Annotated in this window: 13 protein-coding genes and 2 pseudogenes; 7 read left to right on the top strand and 8 right to left on the bottom strand. The window is 62.8% G+C overall.

Annotation, left to right across the window (positions count from 1 at the left end; all coding sequences use genetic code 11):
- Positions 1-897 carry a LysR family transcriptional regulator gene (locus tag P9230_RS10635; protein ID WP_278118773.1) on the bottom strand — a complete coding sequence of 299 codons (897 nt, stop codon included), beginning with the start codon at positions 895-897 and terminating at the stop codon, positions 1-3.
- A gap of 107 nt (positions 898-1,004) precedes the next feature.
- Here P9230_RS10635 and P9230_RS10630 point away from each other — a divergent pair, with 107 nt between their 5' ends.
- Positions 1,005-2,009, top strand: a complete 1,005-nt coding sequence (locus P9230_RS10630) for an NADP-dependent oxidoreductase (RefSeq protein ID WP_278118771.1) — start codon at positions 1,005-1,007, stop codon at positions 2,007-2,009.
- A gap of 51 nt (positions 2,010-2,060) precedes the next feature.
- On the opposite strand, the pseudogene P9230_RS10625 reads toward P9230_RS10630, so the two are convergent.
- The 5 genes and pseudogenes from P9230_RS10625 to folD all read right to left on the bottom strand — a co-directional run.
- Positions 2,061-2,186, bottom strand: a pseudogene (locus P9230_RS10625) (transposase domain-containing protein); the annotation flags it as partial.
- 3 nt (positions 2,187-2,189) lie between these two features.
- Positions 2,190-2,402 (bottom strand): annotated as a pseudogene (locus P9230_RS10620) (transposase); the annotation flags it as partial.
- 115 nt (positions 2,403-2,517) lie between these two features.
- Positions 2,518-4,179, bottom strand: a complete 1,662-nt coding sequence (locus tag P9230_RS10615; protein WP_278118769.1) for a VWA domain-containing protein — start codon at positions 4,177-4,179, stop codon at positions 2,518-2,520.
- An 86-nt stretch (positions 4,180-4,265) separates the two neighbouring features.
- Entirely contained in the window at positions 4,266-5,228 is a 963-nt protein-coding gene (locus P9230_RS10610; protein ID WP_082953990.1) for a GlxA family transcriptional regulator, read from the bottom strand.
- Positions 5,229-5,280: 52 nt separating this feature from the next.
- Entirely contained in the window at positions 5,281-6,180 is a 900-nt protein-coding gene (gene folD, locus P9230_RS10605) for a bifunctional methylenetetrahydrofolate dehydrogenase/methenyltetrahydrofolate cyclohydrolase FolD (protein ID WP_095801135.1), read from the bottom strand.
- A 431-nt stretch (positions 6,181-6,611) separates the two neighbouring features.
- On the opposite strand from folD, the gene proC reads away from it, so the two are divergent.
- On the top strand, positions 6,612-7,427 hold the full coding sequence (gene proC, locus P9230_RS10600) for a pyrroline-5-carboxylate reductase (RefSeq protein WP_278118767.1): 816 nt from the start codon (positions 6,612-6,614) through the stop codon (positions 7,425-7,427).
- Here proC and P9230_RS10595 read toward each other — a convergent pair.
- Positions 7,402-8,742: an NAD(P)H-dependent oxidoreductase gene (locus P9230_RS10595; protein WP_278118765.1), complete on the bottom strand. Its 1,341-nt coding sequence runs from the start codon at positions 8,740-8,742 to the stop codon at positions 7,402-7,404. The genes proC and P9230_RS10595 overlap by 26 nt on opposite strands.
- Before the next feature lie 582 nt (positions 8,743-9,324).
- Here P9230_RS10595 and P9230_RS10590 point away from each other — a divergent pair.
- From P9230_RS10590 to P9230_RS10575, 4 genes are read left to right on the top strand one after another with little or no spacing between them, the layout of a single operon-like run.
- Entirely contained in the window at positions 9,325-10,722 is a 1,398-nt protein-coding gene (locus P9230_RS10590) for a TolC family protein (RefSeq protein ID WP_278119451.1), read from the top strand.
- Positions 10,723-10,751: 29 nt separating this feature from the next.
- The gene (locus P9230_RS10585; protein WP_278118763.1) at positions 10,752-12,884 is read left to right on the top strand and encodes a type I secretion system permease/ATPase; all 2,133 of its coding nucleotides are present in this window, start codon (positions 10,752-10,754) and stop codon (positions 12,882-12,884) included.
- 15 nt (positions 12,885-12,899) lie between these two features.
- Positions 12,900-14,189, top strand: coding sequence for an HlyD family type I secretion periplasmic adaptor subunit (locus P9230_RS10580; RefSeq protein ID WP_066989331.1), 1,290 nt, complete (start codon positions 12,900-12,902; stop codon positions 14,187-14,189).
- Positions 14,179-14,820, top strand: a complete 642-nt coding sequence (locus P9230_RS10575; protein ID WP_067327220.1) for a ribbon-helix-helix domain-containing protein — start codon at positions 14,179-14,181, stop codon at positions 14,818-14,820. The genes P9230_RS10580 and P9230_RS10575 overlap by 11 nt, the downstream gene beginning before the upstream one ends.
- Positions 14,821-14,834: 14 nt before the next feature.
- On the opposite strand, the gene P9230_RS10570 is transcribed toward P9230_RS10575, so the two are convergent.
- Positions 14,835-15,836 carry a transglutaminase-like cysteine peptidase gene (locus P9230_RS10570; protein WP_127239864.1) on the bottom strand — a complete coding sequence of 334 codons (1,002 nt, stop codon included), beginning with the start codon at positions 15,834-15,836 and terminating at the stop codon, positions 14,835-14,837.
- A 324-nt stretch (positions 15,837-16,160) separates the two neighbouring features.
- Here P9230_RS10570 and P9230_RS10565 point away from each other — a divergent pair.
- A partial coding sequence (locus P9230_RS10565; protein ID WP_278118760.1) for an Ig-like domain-containing protein occupies positions 16,161-17,872 on the top strand: 1,712 nt, incomplete at its 3' end.

Raw genomic sequence — 17,872 nt, 5'->3', positions numbered from 1 at the left:
TCACGAGGTATTCTTGCCACTGAAGACCTCCGCCAAATAGTCAATAAAAACCCTGACTTTACGTGGGGTGTGACGTCGCTGAGCGTAGAAGGCGAAGATCGGTTGCTCCATGGGTTCATGATCCGGCAGCAGCCGCACGAGGCGGTTCTCCGCTATATCCTGGGCGACCATGAAATCGCCCAAGAGGGAGTACCCCCCTCCCGCTAGGCAGGCGTTTCTCACCGCTCGCGCTGAGTTCATTGTCAATTGCTGCGGCACTTCGAAGTCAATGACCTTTCCTTGATGCGAAAACTTATGAACGCGCCCCCATTCCCCGCTGACCTGAGTAACGGATGGGCACGCTCTGATCTCGTCCAAGGTCCTGGGTGTCCCATATTGCTGGCAAAACTGGGGTGTCGCGACGAACACGATCCTCTGCGTGAAAATCCTCTGCGCAATCAGGGATGAATCGTTCAACGGTCCTACCCGGATGGCGACATCGAAGTGCTCGCCAATGAGATCAACCAAACGATTGCCAAGGTCGATTGAGACATCGAGCTGCGGGAACCGTCGCACGAACTCAGGAACCACTGGTGCCAGGCACTCATTACCAAAGGCCGTTACGCAGGAGACGTGGAGTTGGCCGCGAGGGGTTTCGTGGCGTTCGCGTACTGCGCTCCGCATCTGATCAAGCTCCTCGAGGAGGCCGGTGCTCTTTTGCACGAACTCCATCCCGGCATCCGTCAGATTGATCTGCCTGGTGGTGCGGTTAAAGAGACGCACGCCGAGATCGGTCTCCAAGTCTGCCACAATGCGGCTTACCGAGGCAGCGGAAAGGCGCAAATCCCGGCTCGCAGAAGAGAAGCTGCTATGCCTGGCGACTGCCACGGCTACCTTCATGGCCTCGATCATATCCATCCGCCATTCTTCCGAAATTCAAAATAATGTCTCTCACCGTGCGCTCTTTAACACGGAAGCCGAAATCATGCATCAATGGGGCGAACGCTCAAATTGAGGAGACGGACATGTCCAAAAATCCTAGCTGGATACTTCGCAGCTACCCTTCCGCAATGCCCTCCGTCGAGAACTGGAGCCTGGAGGAGCGTTCAATTCCCGAGGCTGCGGATGGTGAGCTGCTGGTGAAAACTCTGTGGCTCTCCGTCGATCCCTATATGCGCGGTCGGATCAGCCCCGCGAAGAATTATGCTGCTGGTTTTAGAATTGGCGATCTAATGTGTGGCGGCGGAATTGGCGAGGTAATTACGTCTGAGTCTCCAGACTTCAAGCCAGGCGACTTCGTGATGAGCGACCATTTTGGTTGGCAGCCGTTCAGCGTGATCCCGGCCGCGTCAGCCAAGCCCGTGACGACAACCGACGCTCCGATTCAGTCCGCGCTGACCTATCTCGGCATGCCCGGTCTCACCGCCTACCTTGCCCTCCTCAAAACCGCAACTCCGAAGGTGGGGGAAACGGTGTTGATCTCTGCCGCTTCAGGAGCTGTGGGGCAGATTGCAGGACAGATCGCGCGGATCAAAGGGTTCGACCCAGTCGCTGTTGCGGGCTCGGATGAGAAGCTGGAATGGTGCAGGGAGCTTGGATATCGGACTGGCGTCAATCATCGACGCTCCGCTGATCTCGTGGCAGATGTCGCCACCGCATGCCCTAGCGGCGTCGATGTCTTTATCGACAACACCGCCGGGCCGATTCACGATGCAGCCATGTTAAACCTCAACATCTTTGGCAGAGTGGTGGTTGTCGGCACTATTGCCTTGGCCAACCGGTTTGACCAACCAGATATCGGTGTCAGGCATCTCAGAAGGATACTAATCACCCGTGCGCGGATAGAAGGGTTCTTGCTCGACGACCACGAAGGAGAATACGAGACCGCGATTGCCGATCTGCTGTCATGGTACAAACAGGGACTGCTTCAGACACGGGAAGATGTTGCGGAAGGGATCGAGACGGTGCCCCACGCTTTCGTTCGGATGTTGAAGGGAGAGAACTTCGGCAAGCAACTGGTCAAGCTATGACGCTCTAACGAGGGTTGTCCGCTTCGGCCCGGCCCGATTTTTGTGCACGCGTTACTCAAGCGGATAGTTCCAAGGCAGCAGCTCATCGATCCGCCTCCGCTTGTGGCCGTTGACGACGGCGGCAAGCGTGGTGGTCAAGTAGGCCTGCGGATCAACAGCATTGAGTTCGCAGATCTCCTCTGGCGCAGGCAAAACTAGGTTGCCCTGCCGGGCCAGCGTTCGCCAGGACGACAGATGGTTGGCCTCCAGCCCGTGGCGCTCCGCTACTTCGTTCACCGTCACGCCCGGACGCAAGCCCTCCGAAACGATCTGTGCCTTGACCTCATCCGGCCATTGGCGATGCGCCTCACGTCGGCCCCGCCGTGTCGTGAGAACCTCCAATGTCGTGTCCATGGAGAAACTGCTTCTCGCTCATCCATGGAACCTTGATCACAGATCAGGCGTCAGCGGGCAACGTGGGGGGCAAAACAGCGGTTACCCTTTTTCGTTCATTTGCGGACAGCGATGCCTACTGAACGGTGATCTCGCTTCGCTCGCCAGCCTTGATGGTCACCGGCATTTCCTTGTCCTGGCCCTGATCGGACATGTGCCGCACGACGACATAGTCGCCGGCGGGGATCGTCTGTTGCCAGTTGTCGCCATAGGTCAGGCCGAGCGACTTGCGCTTACCCTCAATATCCTTCTTTGACGAGAACACCTCGATCGAATAGGCGCCGGGCGCCGACATTGCCAGCACGCCGGCGCCGAGAGCCACCTTCACATCCTGGTTGTCGCCGGCCTTGATGCTGAAGGGCTGTTCGACAACGGCGAGATCGAGCGTGGTTAGCGCGACATAGTCGTCCGGCGGCAGCCAGAACTTGCTGTCCGGACCGTAGGAGTGCTCCACGCTTTCACGCGAACCGTCGATCTTCTTCTTCGCCTTGACGATCTCGAAGCCGATGCCGGAATTGTCGGCTTTGTCGCCGCCGGCGGTGTAGTAGGCGTTGAGCACGGCATGGCCGACGCCGACCACGATATCCTTCTCGACCGTCTGTCCGGCGGCAAGCTGGATGGTTTCGGTCACCGTGCCGGCGCCGACCTGCACCGTCACCTTCTGCTCGCCGGCCGGCACGGTGGCCTTGGCGTCGCCATAGTGGGTCGTGCTGCCGCCCGGATAGGCGAAGTCGACACGCGCCTCGCCGCTGATCTCCGAGCCCTGGCTCGCATGCGGGTGGATAACCAAGGTTCCGGCGTTCAGCGTGAACAACGGGCTGTAGGTCTGGCCGGCTTCGATCTTGATCTTCTGCTCGCTCCTTGCCTCGTCGGCGCGACCGACGACAATGTAATCGCCCGGCTCGAGATTGATCTTGAGCTCGCCATACTCGGTCATGACCTGATCGCCGCGCGAGCCGTCGGACTTGGCCTTGTAGATCTCCCAGGCATTGCCGTCGGTGATGGCATCGCCGCCTTCAGCCATGACGACGCTCGGCGTGAAGTTGAATTCAGGCTTGGCGGGTTCGGGTGCAGGCGCCGGCGCCGGGGCCGGAGCAGGCTCTGGCGCGGGCGCCGGCGCCGCGACGGTCTCGACCAGCGCTTGCTGCAATGCCTTCTCGTCGGAGGCCTGGATGTATTTTCCGCCGGTGTTCTCGGCGAGGCAGGCGATCTGCCTGCCTTCGTCGGCGGTCAGGCCGAAGCCGACTACGTCGGCGGTGAAGTCGACGCCGGTCTCCTTCAGCTCCTTGCCGAGCGCGCACGGATCGCCACCGCAGGTCTCAAGACCGTCGGTGATGAGAACGACCGTGGCCTTGTCCTCGGTGTATTTCAGCGCTTCGGCGGCCTGCTTGACGGCCGCCGTCAGCGGCGTCTTGCCGAGGAATTTCATGCTGTCGGCGGCCGCCGAGATCGCGCTCGCCGAACCCGCCTGCGGCGGCACGATCAGCTCGATGTCCGCGCAGCTGCCTTTCTGGCGATGCCCGTAGGCCATGAAGCCGATCTCGTCGTCGCCCGGCACCGACTGCAGCACCGTGCGCAGCGATTCGCGCGCGATCTCGAGCTTCGGCTTGCCGTCTATCTGGGCCCACATGGAGCCGGATGCATCGAGAATGATGATGACCTTGTTGGCGGCAAAGCCAAAGGTGGTCATCGACAAAAGGAGGATCGCCGCAGCAACGCTCCGTGCCAGTCCCGCCATGAAAATCTCCTGAGTGAACCCCCGTCCGCGCCGGGAAAGCTATTTGAGCCGGGCTTTGCAGACAAGTCCGATGGCCGGCAAGTCGCTCAATAGGTGGTTCGGCGCTCTTCCGACGGCGGACGGCCGAACTGCAGCCGGTAGCTTTGCGCGAAATAGGAGTGGGAGGTGAAGCCGGTGGCGATCGCGACGTCGAGGATCGGCATGTTGGTCTGGCGCAGCAATTCGCGCGCTCGCTCGAGCCTGAGTCGCATGTAGTAGCGGCCCGGCGTCACGTTGAGATGGCGCAGGAACAGGCGCTCGACCTGGCGCACCGACAGGCCCGCCGACTTGGCAAGCTGCACCGCCGACAAAGGCTCATCGAGATGGTCGGCCATCAGCTCAACGATACGTCTCAGCTTCTCCGACTTGCCGGTGAGGTCGCGCTCAGGTCCGACGCGCTGGCGGTCACCGGCCGAGCGGATGCGCTCGTGCTGGAACTGGTTGGCGACGCCATTGGCGAGATTGGAGCCGAAATCGCCGCGCACGATCTCCAGCATCAGATCGATCGAGGTGGTGCCGCCGGCACAGGTGTAGCGCTTGCGATCGATCTCGAAAACGTTGCCGGTGCAGTTGATGTCCGGAAAACGCTCCATGAAGCCCGCGCGGTTTTCCCAGTGGATAGTGCAGCGGTAGCCGTCGAGCTGGCCGGCCTCGGCGAGCAGATAGGAGCCGACCGAGAGCGCGCCGAGCGCGTTGCCGCGGCGGCCCCAGCTGCGCAGCGCCGCCAGCACCTTGCTCTTGCCGGGGAACTCGGTGGTGAGCCCGACCGAGACGAACAGGATATCGACCGGCGGCATGTCGGCGACTGAATAGTCGATCTTGAGCGGAAGGCCGTTGGAAGCCATGACCGCGTCGCCATCTGCCGATATCGTCGTCCAGCCGTAATAATCACGGCCGAGCAGACGGTTGGCCGAGCGGAAGCAATCGATCGCCGCCGCCAGCGAGAACATCGAAAACTTGTCGACCAGCAGGAAGCCGAACTGCCGACCGCCCTGAACGGGATCGCCCATGACCGGCCGTTCAACAGGAGCAGTAAGATTCGGCAAGGATGCTGCTTTCCGATCAGAAGGACGGCCGCTTCAATCCGGCCGCGAGGTAGGCGGAAGCTACAGTGTTGGCCATCAGCATGGCAATGGTCATCGGTCCGACGCCGCCGGGGACCGGCGTGATGGCGCCGGCGACCGCGGCCGCTTCGGCATAGACGACGTCGCCGACCAGCCGCGACTTGCCTTCGCCCTTCTCCGGCGCCGGGATGCGGTTGATGCCGACATCGATAACGGTGGCGCCGGGCTTCACCCAATCACCCTTGATCATTTCTGGACGGCCGACGGCGGCGACCAGGATATCGGCGGTGCGCGCCAGCGCCGGCAGGTCCTTGGTACGGCTATGGGCAATGGTGACGGTGCAGTTGGCGGCGAGCAGCAGATTGGCCATCGGCTTTCCGACGATGTTGGAGCGGCCGACGACGACTGCATTGAGGCCGGAAAGGTCCTTGCCGCGCACGCGCTGGATCAACAGCATCGAGCCGGCGGGCGTGCAGGGCACGAACGCCGTCTCGAGCTCGCCGGTACCGAGCTTGCCGACATTGATGAAGTGGAAGCCGTCGACATCCTTTTCCGGCGCGATCGTCTGGATGACGTTGCCGGCATCGATATGGCCGGGCAGCGGCAGTTGCACGAGGATGCCGTGGATCGACGGGTCGGCGTTGAGATCGCCGATGGTCTTCAACAGCTGCTCTTCGGTCGTCTCAGCCGGCAGCGTGTGCTGGAGCGAATGGAAGCCGCACTCCTTGGCCGTGCGCGACTTCGAGGCGACGTAGACCTGGCTTGCCGGATCCTCGCCCACGATCACCACCGCCAGACCGGGCCTGGTCGCGCCCTTGGCCGAAAGCTCGGCGGTCAGCGCCTTGACCTTCGATACCACGTCTGCGGCGACACTCTTCCCGTCGATCACTTCGGCCATCATTCACCTTCAACACTGTTGCGCGGCCACGCTTGGCACGCAGCCCTGATCCTCAATCCAGCAGTCGGCACGCGAACGCGGCGCGCAAGCGGTCAAATGCCGCGCGGCATTTTCACGAAAATTCGACAGGGCAATCCCGTCAAAACGTCGTCGGATGCCGTAAACCCGAAACCGGCTGCTTTTATCGAAGGCCGCTTTTAGCGAAGACGGGGTGTTTTAGAAATAGCGGCGGCGCGAGCGGCTTTCGGTCAGATCGCGCACCGCCTCGCGGAGTCGCCGGCAGGGCCGCAGCGTGCTTGGCCTACGACAAGTGTCGCTGCCACCTCTCTCGGCTCGCCGCCCCGACTGATCTGGCCGATCGATCTCCTTGAGACTGGACTTTTCCGCAACCGCGCGAGCGGCTAAGGAGAGCCCTCTTTGCGGAGGTTTCGATGACCATCAGGCTCGTTCTCGCCGGTTGCGGCAATATGGGTTACGCGATGCTCTCTGGCTGGCTGAAATCCGGCAAGCTCGAGCCGTCGGCGGTGTTCGTGGTCGAGCCCAATGCCGAGTTGCGCAGGCGAGCCGAACATCTTGGTTGCGGCGCCGCGGCCGACGCATCCGCAATTCCCGCCGATGCCATGCCCGATCTCGTCGTCATCGCCGTGAAACCGCAGGTCATCCGCGATGTGACGGCAAGCTACAAGCGCTTCGGCGACGGCAGGACCACCTTCGTCAGCATCGCCGCGGGCACGCCGGTCGCGACCTTCGCGGAGATCCTGGGCGGGCTCGCCCCGATCGTGCGCTGCATGCCGAACACGCCGGCGGCGATCGGCAAGGGCATGATGGTGGTGTTTTCCAACCCGCTCGTTCCTGACAACGTCAGGCGCTTCGTCGCCGAGATGCTCTCTGCGAGCGGTGTCGTGACGACGATCGACGACGAGAGCCTGATGGACGCCGTGACCGCGGTCTCTGGTTCCGGCCCGGCCTATATTTTCCATTTCATCGAGGCGCTTACGGTCGCCGCCGAGAAGGCCGGCTTGCCGGCCGAGACAGCCAAGCTGCTCGCCCTGCAGACCGTCTATGGTGCAGCCTCGCTTGCCGCCGAAAGCGATGAGGAGCCGGGCGTGCTGCGCCAGCAGGTCACCAGCCCCAACGGCACGACCGCCGCCGCGCTTGCCGTGCTGATGGGCGAAGACCGGCTGACGAAGCTTTTGACCGACGCGGTGGAAGCGGCGCGGCTCAGATCGATAGAGCTGGGGAAGTAGACCTCACGCCATACAGCATCTCGTCCTGCAGTTGACGCAGGGCAAATAGCTTGGTCGTCTGGTCGGGCGCGGCGTTGTCGGCGGTCAGGAGTTCGCCCTTCCTGACCGGCTTCAGCACCTTGCCGCCTTCGAGCAGTCCGACCGGCACGGCACGGCTGGCGCGCGCCTCGGCGACCGTCATGGTCCAGGAGCGGTAGCAGGTCTCGCCGATGGCGTCGAAGATCTCGCCTGCGGCGAGGTCGCGCTTGGCGACCGCGCAGACCTCGGCCACCGGTGTAGGCAGCGGCACCATGTCGGGCTTGCCGTAGAGCATGATGCGGGCTGCGGTCAGCGGCACCTCCAGCGAGGTCAGGTGGTATGGCCTGAAGAAGCTGTAATAAGGGCCGTGGCCGACATGGAGATCGTCCATGCGCTCGACGACACGCGGATGCGTCGCCTCAACGATGACGAAGACGCCAGGCGCCACGCCCTTGCCGATCGTGTAGTCGACGATACCCTTCTTCGACAGGATGCCGCCGTCCTCGCGCGGGATGAGCACCTTGGCCAGCTGATCACGGTCGGCTTTCGGGCCGTGCATGCCCGGAACATCGGGCACCAGGCCGGTGGCGTTGGCGATGGCGCACATCTCGACCATGGTCTTGGAGCCGTCCACGAACTCGACCAGCATGCGCGGGTTCATGTTCCGGCGCAGCGCTTCATCCCGATAATCGTCGGGAACGGCGTCGTGGTTGAGCGGGTTGTTCTTGCCCTTGCCGGCCGAGACGATGGTGTAACCGAGCGCCGAGGCGAACTCGATCAGCTCCATGCAGCTCGACGGCTCGTCGCCGGCGCCGACCGAATAGACGACGCCGAGCCGATCCGCCTGCTGCTTGAGGTAGCAGCCGATGGTCACGTCGGCCTCGACATTCATCATCACCAGATGCTTGCCATGCTGCATGGCCATCAGGTCGAAATCGGCGGCGACGCCGGGTTTGCCAGTGGCATCAATGACGACGTCGATCAGCGGATTGGTGACCAGCATCTCGTTCGAGGTGATGGCGATCCTGCCGCTTTCTATCGCCTGGCTTACCTTGGAGGCGGTCTCGGCTTCTGCAGCCATTGCATCGTCGCCATAGGCGATGCGGATCGCGTCGCGAGCCGTGTGCGGGCGGCGCGTGGAAATGGCCGCAATCGAAATGCCCGGCATCAGCATGCCCTGCGTCACCAGATCGGTGCCCATCTCGCCGGAACCGATGACGCCGATGCGCACGGGGCGGCCGTCGGTGGCGCGCCGGGCGAGATCGCGGGCAAGCCCGGTCAGGGCGACATTTGTCATACAAGAACGTCCATGCTTTGCTTCAGCCCGCAATACAGGGAACGATCCCCGTTTGCCAACAAAACCAGCCACCCATGGCAATTTCGTGCGCACGTCTTGCAGGACCGGCGCAGATTTCCCGCAGCAATCCGCAACCTTCAGGTGTTTCAAAGCCTTGGCCATGTCCGGAGGAAGGGCAGATGCCGCGGTTCATGCCAAGTGCCGATCTGACCGCCAAAGTTGGCACGGTGAGCGACGCCTCGGTCGATTCCTTTGTGCGGACTTACTGTTTATTTAGGGAAAATAGTGTTCGCGGTCGGTTTCAACTGAACGGCGCCCTCGGCGAGGATCGTTTTCTGTGCCATTTTTGCTACATCCGCCGGGACTAATGGCTGGAATCCGTGCTTTTGGAGCGCTCTAAATCAATAAGTCCTCCCATCCGCGAAAAATCTGCTAGATACTCGTTGCAAGCTCCGGTGGCAGGCTTGGGCGAAATAAGCGCTGACAAAAACAAAAAGGCGCGGGGATAGTCACGGGGTAGAAATGACCAGGACGGGTAAAGTGACCGTCGGCTGGCGCCTTGCGCTTGCCATGACGGTGTCGATGCTGGCTTGCGGAAGCGCCAGCGCACTCACGCTCAAGGAAGCTGTAGCAGTCGCGGTCGAATCCAATCCGGAGATTGGGCAGGCGATCGAAAACCGCGAAGCCATCGAATTCGAGCTGCGCCAGGCGAAAGGGCTCTATCTTCCCAGCGTCGATCTCGAAGCGTCGACCGGCGTCCGCCGTCTGGATAACGACTCCCGGCGAGCGCTCGACGAGGACCATGACGCGCTTTATCCAAACGAAGCGGACCTCACCGTCTCACAGACGCTCTATGACAGTGGCGCGAGACGGGCCGAATTGAACCGCCAGGCCTCGCGCGTCGACGGAGCTTCCTTCAGGGTGTTGGAACGGTCCGAATTCATCGGGCTTGCCGTCGTCCAGGACTATCTCGAATACATGCTGCAGGCGTCGATCGTCGCCGAAGCGAAGAAGAACCTCGGCTTCCATCAGTCTATACTCGGCGACATCAAGCAAGGCATCGCGGGCGGCGCGCTCAACGATGCCGACCGGCAGCAGGCCGAGGAGCGGCTTTACGCCGCCAAGGCGCGGATGCAGGAGGCGACCGAGGAACTGGAAGCGGCCAAGATCCGCTTCTTCAAGAATGTCGGCAAGCCGCTGACCAACCCGTCGCGGCCGGCCGATGTGGCCGGCGCGCTGCCGCGCTCGCTCGATGACGCGATCGGGCTTGCCAGACAGAACAATCCGCGCGTCCACATGGCCAACAGCGACATCGATGCTGCCGCGTCGCTGGTCGACGCCGCGCGGGCGAAATACGGCCCCACCATTACCGCCGAGGGTGTCGCACGGGGCGGCTATGACATCGACGGCGACGACGGCGACACCAGCGACCTGCAGGCTCGGGTGGTGCTGCGCTGGAATCTCTATCGCGGCGGCATCGACAAAGCCAACGAGCAGGAGCAGATCCGCCGCACCAGCGAGCAGCGCCTCGCGCTGCATCAGGTGCTGCGCGAGATCGAGGAAGCCGTCCGCACATCTTGGGACCGCCGCTTCCGCCAGGCGGAACTTGCGCAGACGCTGCGGCTGCAGGCAGCAACCAACGAAAGGCTGGTTGCTTCCTACCGGGAGCAGTTCAAGGTCGGACAGCGCTCGCTGCTCGACGTGCTCGATGCGCAGAACACGCGCTTCAACACCGCGACGCTGGCCGACACCTCGTCCTACGCGTCGCTGTTTGCCCAATACCGGCTGCTGGCCGCGACCGGGGAGTTGCTGAAGACGCTGAACATCCAGCCGGCCAAGCAGGCAGCCGCCTACGCGCGCAGCGAATTCGGCGTGCCGGCGACAGCCGATACCGAAACCTATGCGCGCACACCATCGGAGCAGAAGAACGATCTGCCGTTCGACATCCTCGCGCCGGTCAGGAAGAAGCAGCCGATGTAAGCATCGATCTCTGGTCCTTCGGGCGGATCGTGAACCAGCAACCTAACATCGTCTCGCCCAAGGAGGCTTTCAAAGCCTGCTTCTCGGCGATTGCAGCCTATCTTGGCCGGCCGAGCGCCGAGACCGTGCTGTTTGCCGGGGTGCCGATTTCGGACACGCTGATCGAGCCGGACGACATCAGGCATCTGGCCGAACGGATCGGTCTCGAGGTCCAGGCGTTCAACCATCGCGATTTCGTGCGCGGCCGGGTCGATCTTCCGGCCATCGTCTTCCGCGCCAGCCAACTGCCGGTTGCGTTGCTCGCCGAAACGGAAACCGGGCAATTTCTAACGGCGCCGCAGGAAAACGGCCGCACCACGATCGGCAAATCGGAGCTTGCCGAGAGCTACATCAGCGGTGGCGCCTCATTCTCGATCACCTATGCCAACACCGCCGAGGAGATGACGGTCGGCACGGCGCCGAGGATCGAAAGACGCCATTGGCTGACCGGAACGATGGGGGCGTTCTGGCGCACCTACTCGAAGGTCGTGCTGTCGGCGGTCTTCATCAACCTCTTGGCGATCGCCTCGCCGATCTTCACCATGAACGTCTACGACCGCATCCTGCCGAACAAGGCGATCTCGACGCTCTGGGTGCTGGCGCTCGGGATCGGCGCGGCCATCCTGTTCGACCTGTTGCTGAAGACGGCCCGTGCCTCGCTTATCGACTATGCCGGGCGCAAGGCGGATCTCAGGATTTCCTATCTGCTGTTCGAGAAAGTGCTCAACTCGTCGCTTTCGGCGCGGCCGGGATCGACCGGCGAATATGCGAATCGTGTCACACAATATGAGTTCGTGCGCGAGTTCTTCACCTCGAATACCATAAGCGTCTTCATCGACACGGTTTTCGTCTTCGTCTTCCTGCTGGTCATCTACGCTATTGGCGGCTGGCTGGTGATCATACCGGCGCTCGCCTTCGTCATCGCCGTTATTGTCGGTCTGGTGACACAGAGGCGCATCGGCAGGCGGGTCGCCGCCTCGATGAACGAATCTGCCCAGCGCCAGGCGCTCCTGGTCGAGTCCATTTCCACGCTGGAGACGATCAAGTCGCTGCGCGCCGAGGCCTATCTGCTGCGCAAATGGGGCGAGCACTCGAAGAACGCCGCCAACACCTCGGAGAAGATCAAGGAGCTTTCCGCCGTTGCCGGCAACATCACCGGCGCCATCCAGCAATTCGTCACCGTCGCCCTGGTGGTTGCCGGCGCCTATGCCTTCTCGGAAGGCCAGGTCTCGACGGGCGCGATTATCGGCACGGTCATGCTGGCGGGCCGCGCGGTCGCGCCGCTCGGCCAGATCGCCATCACGCTCTCCCGCTTCCGGCAAGCCGTGCTGTCGCTCAGGATCGTCAATACGATCATGTCGCAGCCGGAGGACCGGCCCGACACGGTCGGCTTCGTCAACCGGCCGATCCGCAGCGGCGCGATGCTGTTCAGGAATGTCGGCTTCGCCTATCCGGGCACCGAAAACGAGGTTCTGAACGGGCTCAACATCGCAATCCGCCCCGGCGAGCGCATCGGCATCATCGGCCGCATCGGCTCCGGCAAGACCACGATGGGGCGCCTAATCGGCCGGCTGTTCCTGCCGACGTCCGGAGAACTGCTGCTCGACGGCATCGACATCCGCCAATACCACCCGTCCGAAGTTCGTGCCGCGGTCGGTATCGTCGCGCAGGCCGGCGACCTGTTTTCCGGCACGATCAAGGAAAACCTTCTGATGGCCGCGCCGGACGCGACCGACGAGGAGATCATCGATGCGGCGAAGGCCGCGGGCGTCGACGACTTCGTCTCTCGCCATCCGCGCGGCTACGACATGAATGTCGGCGAGCGTGGCACCAATCTGTCGGGAGGCCAGAGGCAGGCCGTGGCGATCGCGCGGCTGCTGCTGACCAAGCCGAAAATCGTGTTCCTGGACGAGCCGTCGGGTTCGATGGACCTGGCCTCGGAACGGCAGTTGATCAGGCAGCTCAAGGTGGCGTTCGACCGCAACACGACGCTGATCGTATCGACCCATCGCTACAGCATGCTGGAGCTGGTCGACCGCCTCATCGTCATCGAGCAGGGGCGCGTGGTCGCGGACGGAGCAAAGGAACAAGTCATCCAGGCATTGCAAAAGGCGAATGCCTGACCGGGACGTTGGGGAATGTTAGCAAAAGACGACCGGCCGCCGCTTTTTGCATCGGCGTCCGTATACATCATAGGGGCACTGTTCGTGGCCTTCACCGCCTGGGCATCCTTTGCCGAGGTCGATGAGATCGCGCGCGGCGACGGCAAGGTCATTCCCGCTTCCAAGACGCAGATCATCCAGGCGAGCGAAGCCGGCGTCGTCCAGGAAATCGCTGTCAAGATCGGCCAGACCGTCAGGAAGAACGATCTGATCATCCGCCTCGACAACACAGGCAACACCTCGAGCCTGGGTGAGGAGCAGGCCAAGGCGCGGGCGTTGCAGGCGCGCATTGCCAGGCTCAAATTCGAGCAGAGCGGCAATCTCGAGGGCGCGTTCCCCTGTCCGTCCGACATCCAGAAGACTGCCCCGGAGATCTGCGACAACGAGCAGAAGCTGCTCGTTGCGCGCCGGGACAACTTCCAAGTCAAGCTGTCGGTGCTGAAGTCGCGTCTCGATCAGCGCGAGAAGGAACTGGACGAGGCAACCGCCAATTCCGACCGCCTGTCCAAGAGCCTCGCCGTCAGCGACCAGGAAACGGCGCTCGTCGAATCGATGGTCAAGAAAGGCCTGATGGCCAGGACCGAACAGATTCGCGTCGAGCGGGAGCAGACCGATCTGCGCGGGCAGCTCAACCTTGCCGGAGAGACCATCAAGAAGAGCAAGGCGGCCATCACCGAGGCGCAGCTTCAAGTCGACGAGCTCGGCCTGCAATTGCAGCAGGAAGCATTGAGCGACTTGACGCAGGCGCTGGCGGACCTCTCTGTGGTGGACGAAACCATTCGCGGCGCCACCGACAAGGTGGCGCGGACCGATATTCGCTCGCCTGTCGACGGCATCGTCAACACGCTCGATGTCAACACGCTCGGCGCTTTCGTCCAGCCGGGCGCGGTCGTGGCCGGCATCGTGCCGACCTCGGAGACGCTGCTGGTCGAGGCGCGGGTCTCGCCGCGCGACGTCGCCTTCATCCAGCCGGACCAGGACGCGCTGATCAAGGTCACGGCCTACGACTTCTCGATCTTCGGCGGCATCGAAGGCAAGGTCTCCAACATCACCGCCGACAGCCTGGTCGACCAGAAGACGGGCGAGCCCTACTATCAAGTGCGCGTCGCGACCGAGAAATCCACGTTGCAAAGGAACGGCAAGACTTATTCGATTATCCCCGGCATGATCTGCTCGGTCGATATCAAGACCGGGCGCAAGACGATCCTCAACTATCTATTGAAGCCCATCAACAAGGCGCGCCAGGAGGCGATGAGTGAACGATAGCGCCGCACGCCCCGACACTCCGCGCGACCGGCTGCTGCCGCCGCTCGCAGCCGAGGATTTCGGCCCGGAGTTCCGCGTCGTGGCGCGTGGCGGCGTGCGCCGCGGCATCCGTTTGGAGCGCGCCTTCTGGGTGTCGCTGAAGCAGATGGCCGAAAGCCGCAAATGCACGATCGGCATGCTGGTCGCGGAGATCGCCGAAAATCATCCCGACCAGGGCAATCTCACATCGGCGATCCGGGTCGCATGCATGCGCGGCCTCGCCGAGGAAAGCATGGAACTGCGCAAGCTCGCTTCGATCCGGACCATCAACGCGATCCTGGTCGCCTGCCCCTCGCCCGCCTTCGCGCTGTCTTCGTCGAAAAAGATCCTGACCTTCAATGCCCCGTTCCAGCAATTGGTCAGGCGCCAGCTGCCGAACGCGCCGGGCGACGACGGCAGGCAGGACCTCAAGCTGGCGCTGGACCTCAACGTCGTCGACGTTTTTGCCCGGCTCGACGCCAATGGCGAGACACCCGTCACCACCGGCTTCGTCATCGGCGCCGGCGAGCGCCGCTACAGGGGCCAGCTCAGCGCGGTGCGCGCGCCGGTCACAGAGCCGGAGCTGCTGATGGCGTTCGTCTCAAACGGTTGAAAGAGGCGAGCCGCCTATTTCGTTGCGAAACCGGAGCCTGCCGACGTGACCGTCACATCGGGCGAAGCGCCTTCGCCGGGCGCCACTGTCGCGAAACCGCCGGCGATGTCGGCGATCTGTGCGCCGGCTTTCGTGCCGTGGATCCAGGCGCGGTCGGTGCTGAAGGAATAGAGCGGGACATAATCGGGAAGATCGCGGTCCATCGCCACAACGTTGCTGAGGCTGTCCAGGATGAAGGTGCCGCTTCCGGTGCTCACCGACAGCACCGCGTGGAAGAATTTCCGGCGGCGATCCTGCAACACGACCAGCGACATGCTCTGCGCCGGGATGCCGGCGCGCAACAGCGCCGCCATCTTCAGGATCGCGAAATCCTCGCAATCGCCGGCGCGATGCTCGAGGATCTCCGACGGCTTCGCCCAGTAGTCGAGCTTGCCGTAGACGACGCTGTCCTTGCGATAGGCGATCAGCCGGTTGATGCTGCTGTTGACGAAGTCCAGCTTGTCGCGAAAAGCCTTGTTGGCTGCAATGCCGACGATCTCGCCAAACGCAGCGTTCTCACGATCGCAGGCACTTCCGGCCGTGCAGTCGATAATCGCCTTGTAGACAGGCGCCCAGCGCGCGGCGACCGGGAAGTTGCGCATGGACAAGGCGACCGACCCGAACACGCCCGGAATGATCGCCCCAGTCTGAATCGGGTCAACCTGGATCGGGTCGATCCGGATCGGATCGACTCCGGGGGTAGCCTCTCCACTCGCAGAACTTGCCGCCGGGCGGACTTCGAGAGGCGCATAGGCACTGGCGGCACCGCCGACCCGGTAGGCAGCAACAGGCTGCCATGGCTGCAATCTGGCCAGCGAAACGCCGCCGAGATCGGCCGGCGCAGGCAGCGTTTGAGAGGCGGGACTTGCGACGGAGACTGCGCTGGCGGACGACGCATTCGGCAGACCGGCCAGGCCGATTGCCAGCAGCAGAACCTTGACCCTCGACGCCGACGAGGCAGCTTTTTGTATTTTCATGACGCCCACCTTTGACTGTGGACGCTACCGATCTTGTCTCAAATTATCGGAAAGGAAGGTGGGTAAGTTTCCGCGAATCAATCTATTCTGCTTTGTCTCAAATTTTATTCAAATTTATACTTGAATTTGCCGAACTGCCGCCGCGCTCCCCAGTCGGTTCGGCGGCGCCCCTGAAGATATATAACTGAATATATCGTTGCGATTTACCAAGTGTAAAAAATGCAAATCCATGCATATTCGAGTATATCAAAAAGATTGAAGGTACGTTGCAAAGTTCGAGCCCCGCATGTCTCTTGCCGGGAAATGCCGAAGGGGGCTTGAACTATGACGACCAGTATCGAATTCGACGCCGTTTCAAATTTCTCGGACGAGCACGCAACTGTCGGCGAACAGCCGATTTCGGGCGTCCAAGTCGCCCAGGCCTCCGGCGGCCAGACGGCACCCGTGGCAGGCGAACCTGTGCCGGTCGATGTGGGAAGCGGCGCGCCGGCAAAGGGCGACGGCAACGCCCAGAACGCACAAAGCACAGCCAAGCCGGCGGCGGACGCCAACGCTCCTGCCGCCAACGCCCCTGCCGGAAACGCGCCGGCACCGAACACGGCAGCCTCGAACGTTGCGCATGAATATCACGCCGAGGCCGGCAATGTCGTGAAGCTTCCGGCCAATGTCTCGATCGACGACATCAAGGTCGACGGGCACAATCTGGTGCTGGTGCAGCCGGACGGCGCCGAGATCGTCATCAAGGACGGCGCGCTCAACGTGCCGACCTTCATCATCGGCGATGTCGAGGTGCCGCGCATTGCCCTGATCGCCGCGCTCGAAGCCAGCCACGTCGATGTCGCCTTCGGCGCCGACGGCTCGATCTCGGCCGGCGGAAATGGCTCGCCAAGCAGCGCCGGCGGAGACTTCTCGGTGCCTCCGGGCGGGATCGGAGACGGCTTCAGCCTGTCGGCACTTTTGCCGCCGACTGCATTGGCGTTCGGACAGCCGGAGAACCGTGAACTGTTCCCGTCCCTGCTGAAGCCGGACTCCACGCCGTCGATCGGGACCATTGGCGAAGCGAGCGTCAACGAAGCCGGCCTGCCGCCACACGGCGGATTGCCGGCCGGTTCCGGCGAGATCGCCGACGGCGATTCCGGCAACAACTCCAACACCTCCGAGACCACTTCCGGCACCATTGGCTTCACCTCGCCGGACGGCGTGTCGCAAGTGACGCTCGGCGGCCATGTGCTGACCTCCGCGGCGCAGACCTTCACCGACGCCACCGGCTCGCTGACCGCAAGCTATTCTTTCGACGCGACTACCGGCACCGGCACGATCAATTACAGCTACACGCTGAACACCAACACTTCGGGCGACGGCACGAGTGTGAGCTTCGCGGTCGGCGTGACCGACTCCGACGGCGATGCCGCGCCTCCCGGCACCCTCGTGATCAACATCATCGACGATGCGCCGACTGCTGTTGCGGATACGGATGCTGTGCCTTCGGGCTCACACGCGCCGATCGACGGCAACGTCATCACCGGCGCGGGCAGCGACGGCAACGCGACAGGCGCCGACATCCAGGGCGCCGACGGCGCGAGCGTTACGTCGGCCTATGGCAAGGACGGCCCGGGCTCGGCGCAGACGGTAACGGGCGCCGGAGTGTCGATCGTCGGCGAGTATGGCACGCTGGTGCTGCACTCGGACGGCAGCTACACCTATACCCGCGCCGCGGAGACGAAGGGCGGGGTGGACGACGTATTCCACTACACCCTGACGGATGGCGACGGAAACCAGTCTTCGACGACACTGACCATCTCGATCGGCAACTCGACGCCTACCGTGACCGACCTGACGCCGGCAGCCAATGGCGGCGACGTGACGGTCAATGAAGCCGCACTAAATGTCGGCACACCGGGCGGCCCCGGATCCGACCCGGCAAGCACCGCCGAGACCGGCGCGGGCACCTTCACCATTGCCTCGCCCGACGGCATCGCCACGCTCAGCATCGACGGCCACGCCTTCATCACCAACGGCGTCTTCAGCGCCGGCTC

The sequence above is a fragment of the Mesorhizobium sp. WSM4887 genome (assembly GCF_029625865.1).
Taxonomy (GTDB): domain Bacteria; phylum Pseudomonadota; class Alphaproteobacteria; order Rhizobiales; family Rhizobiaceae; genus Mesorhizobium.
Note: the sequence above shows the minus strand (reverse complement) of the source record. Positions and strands in the feature narration are given on the sequence as shown.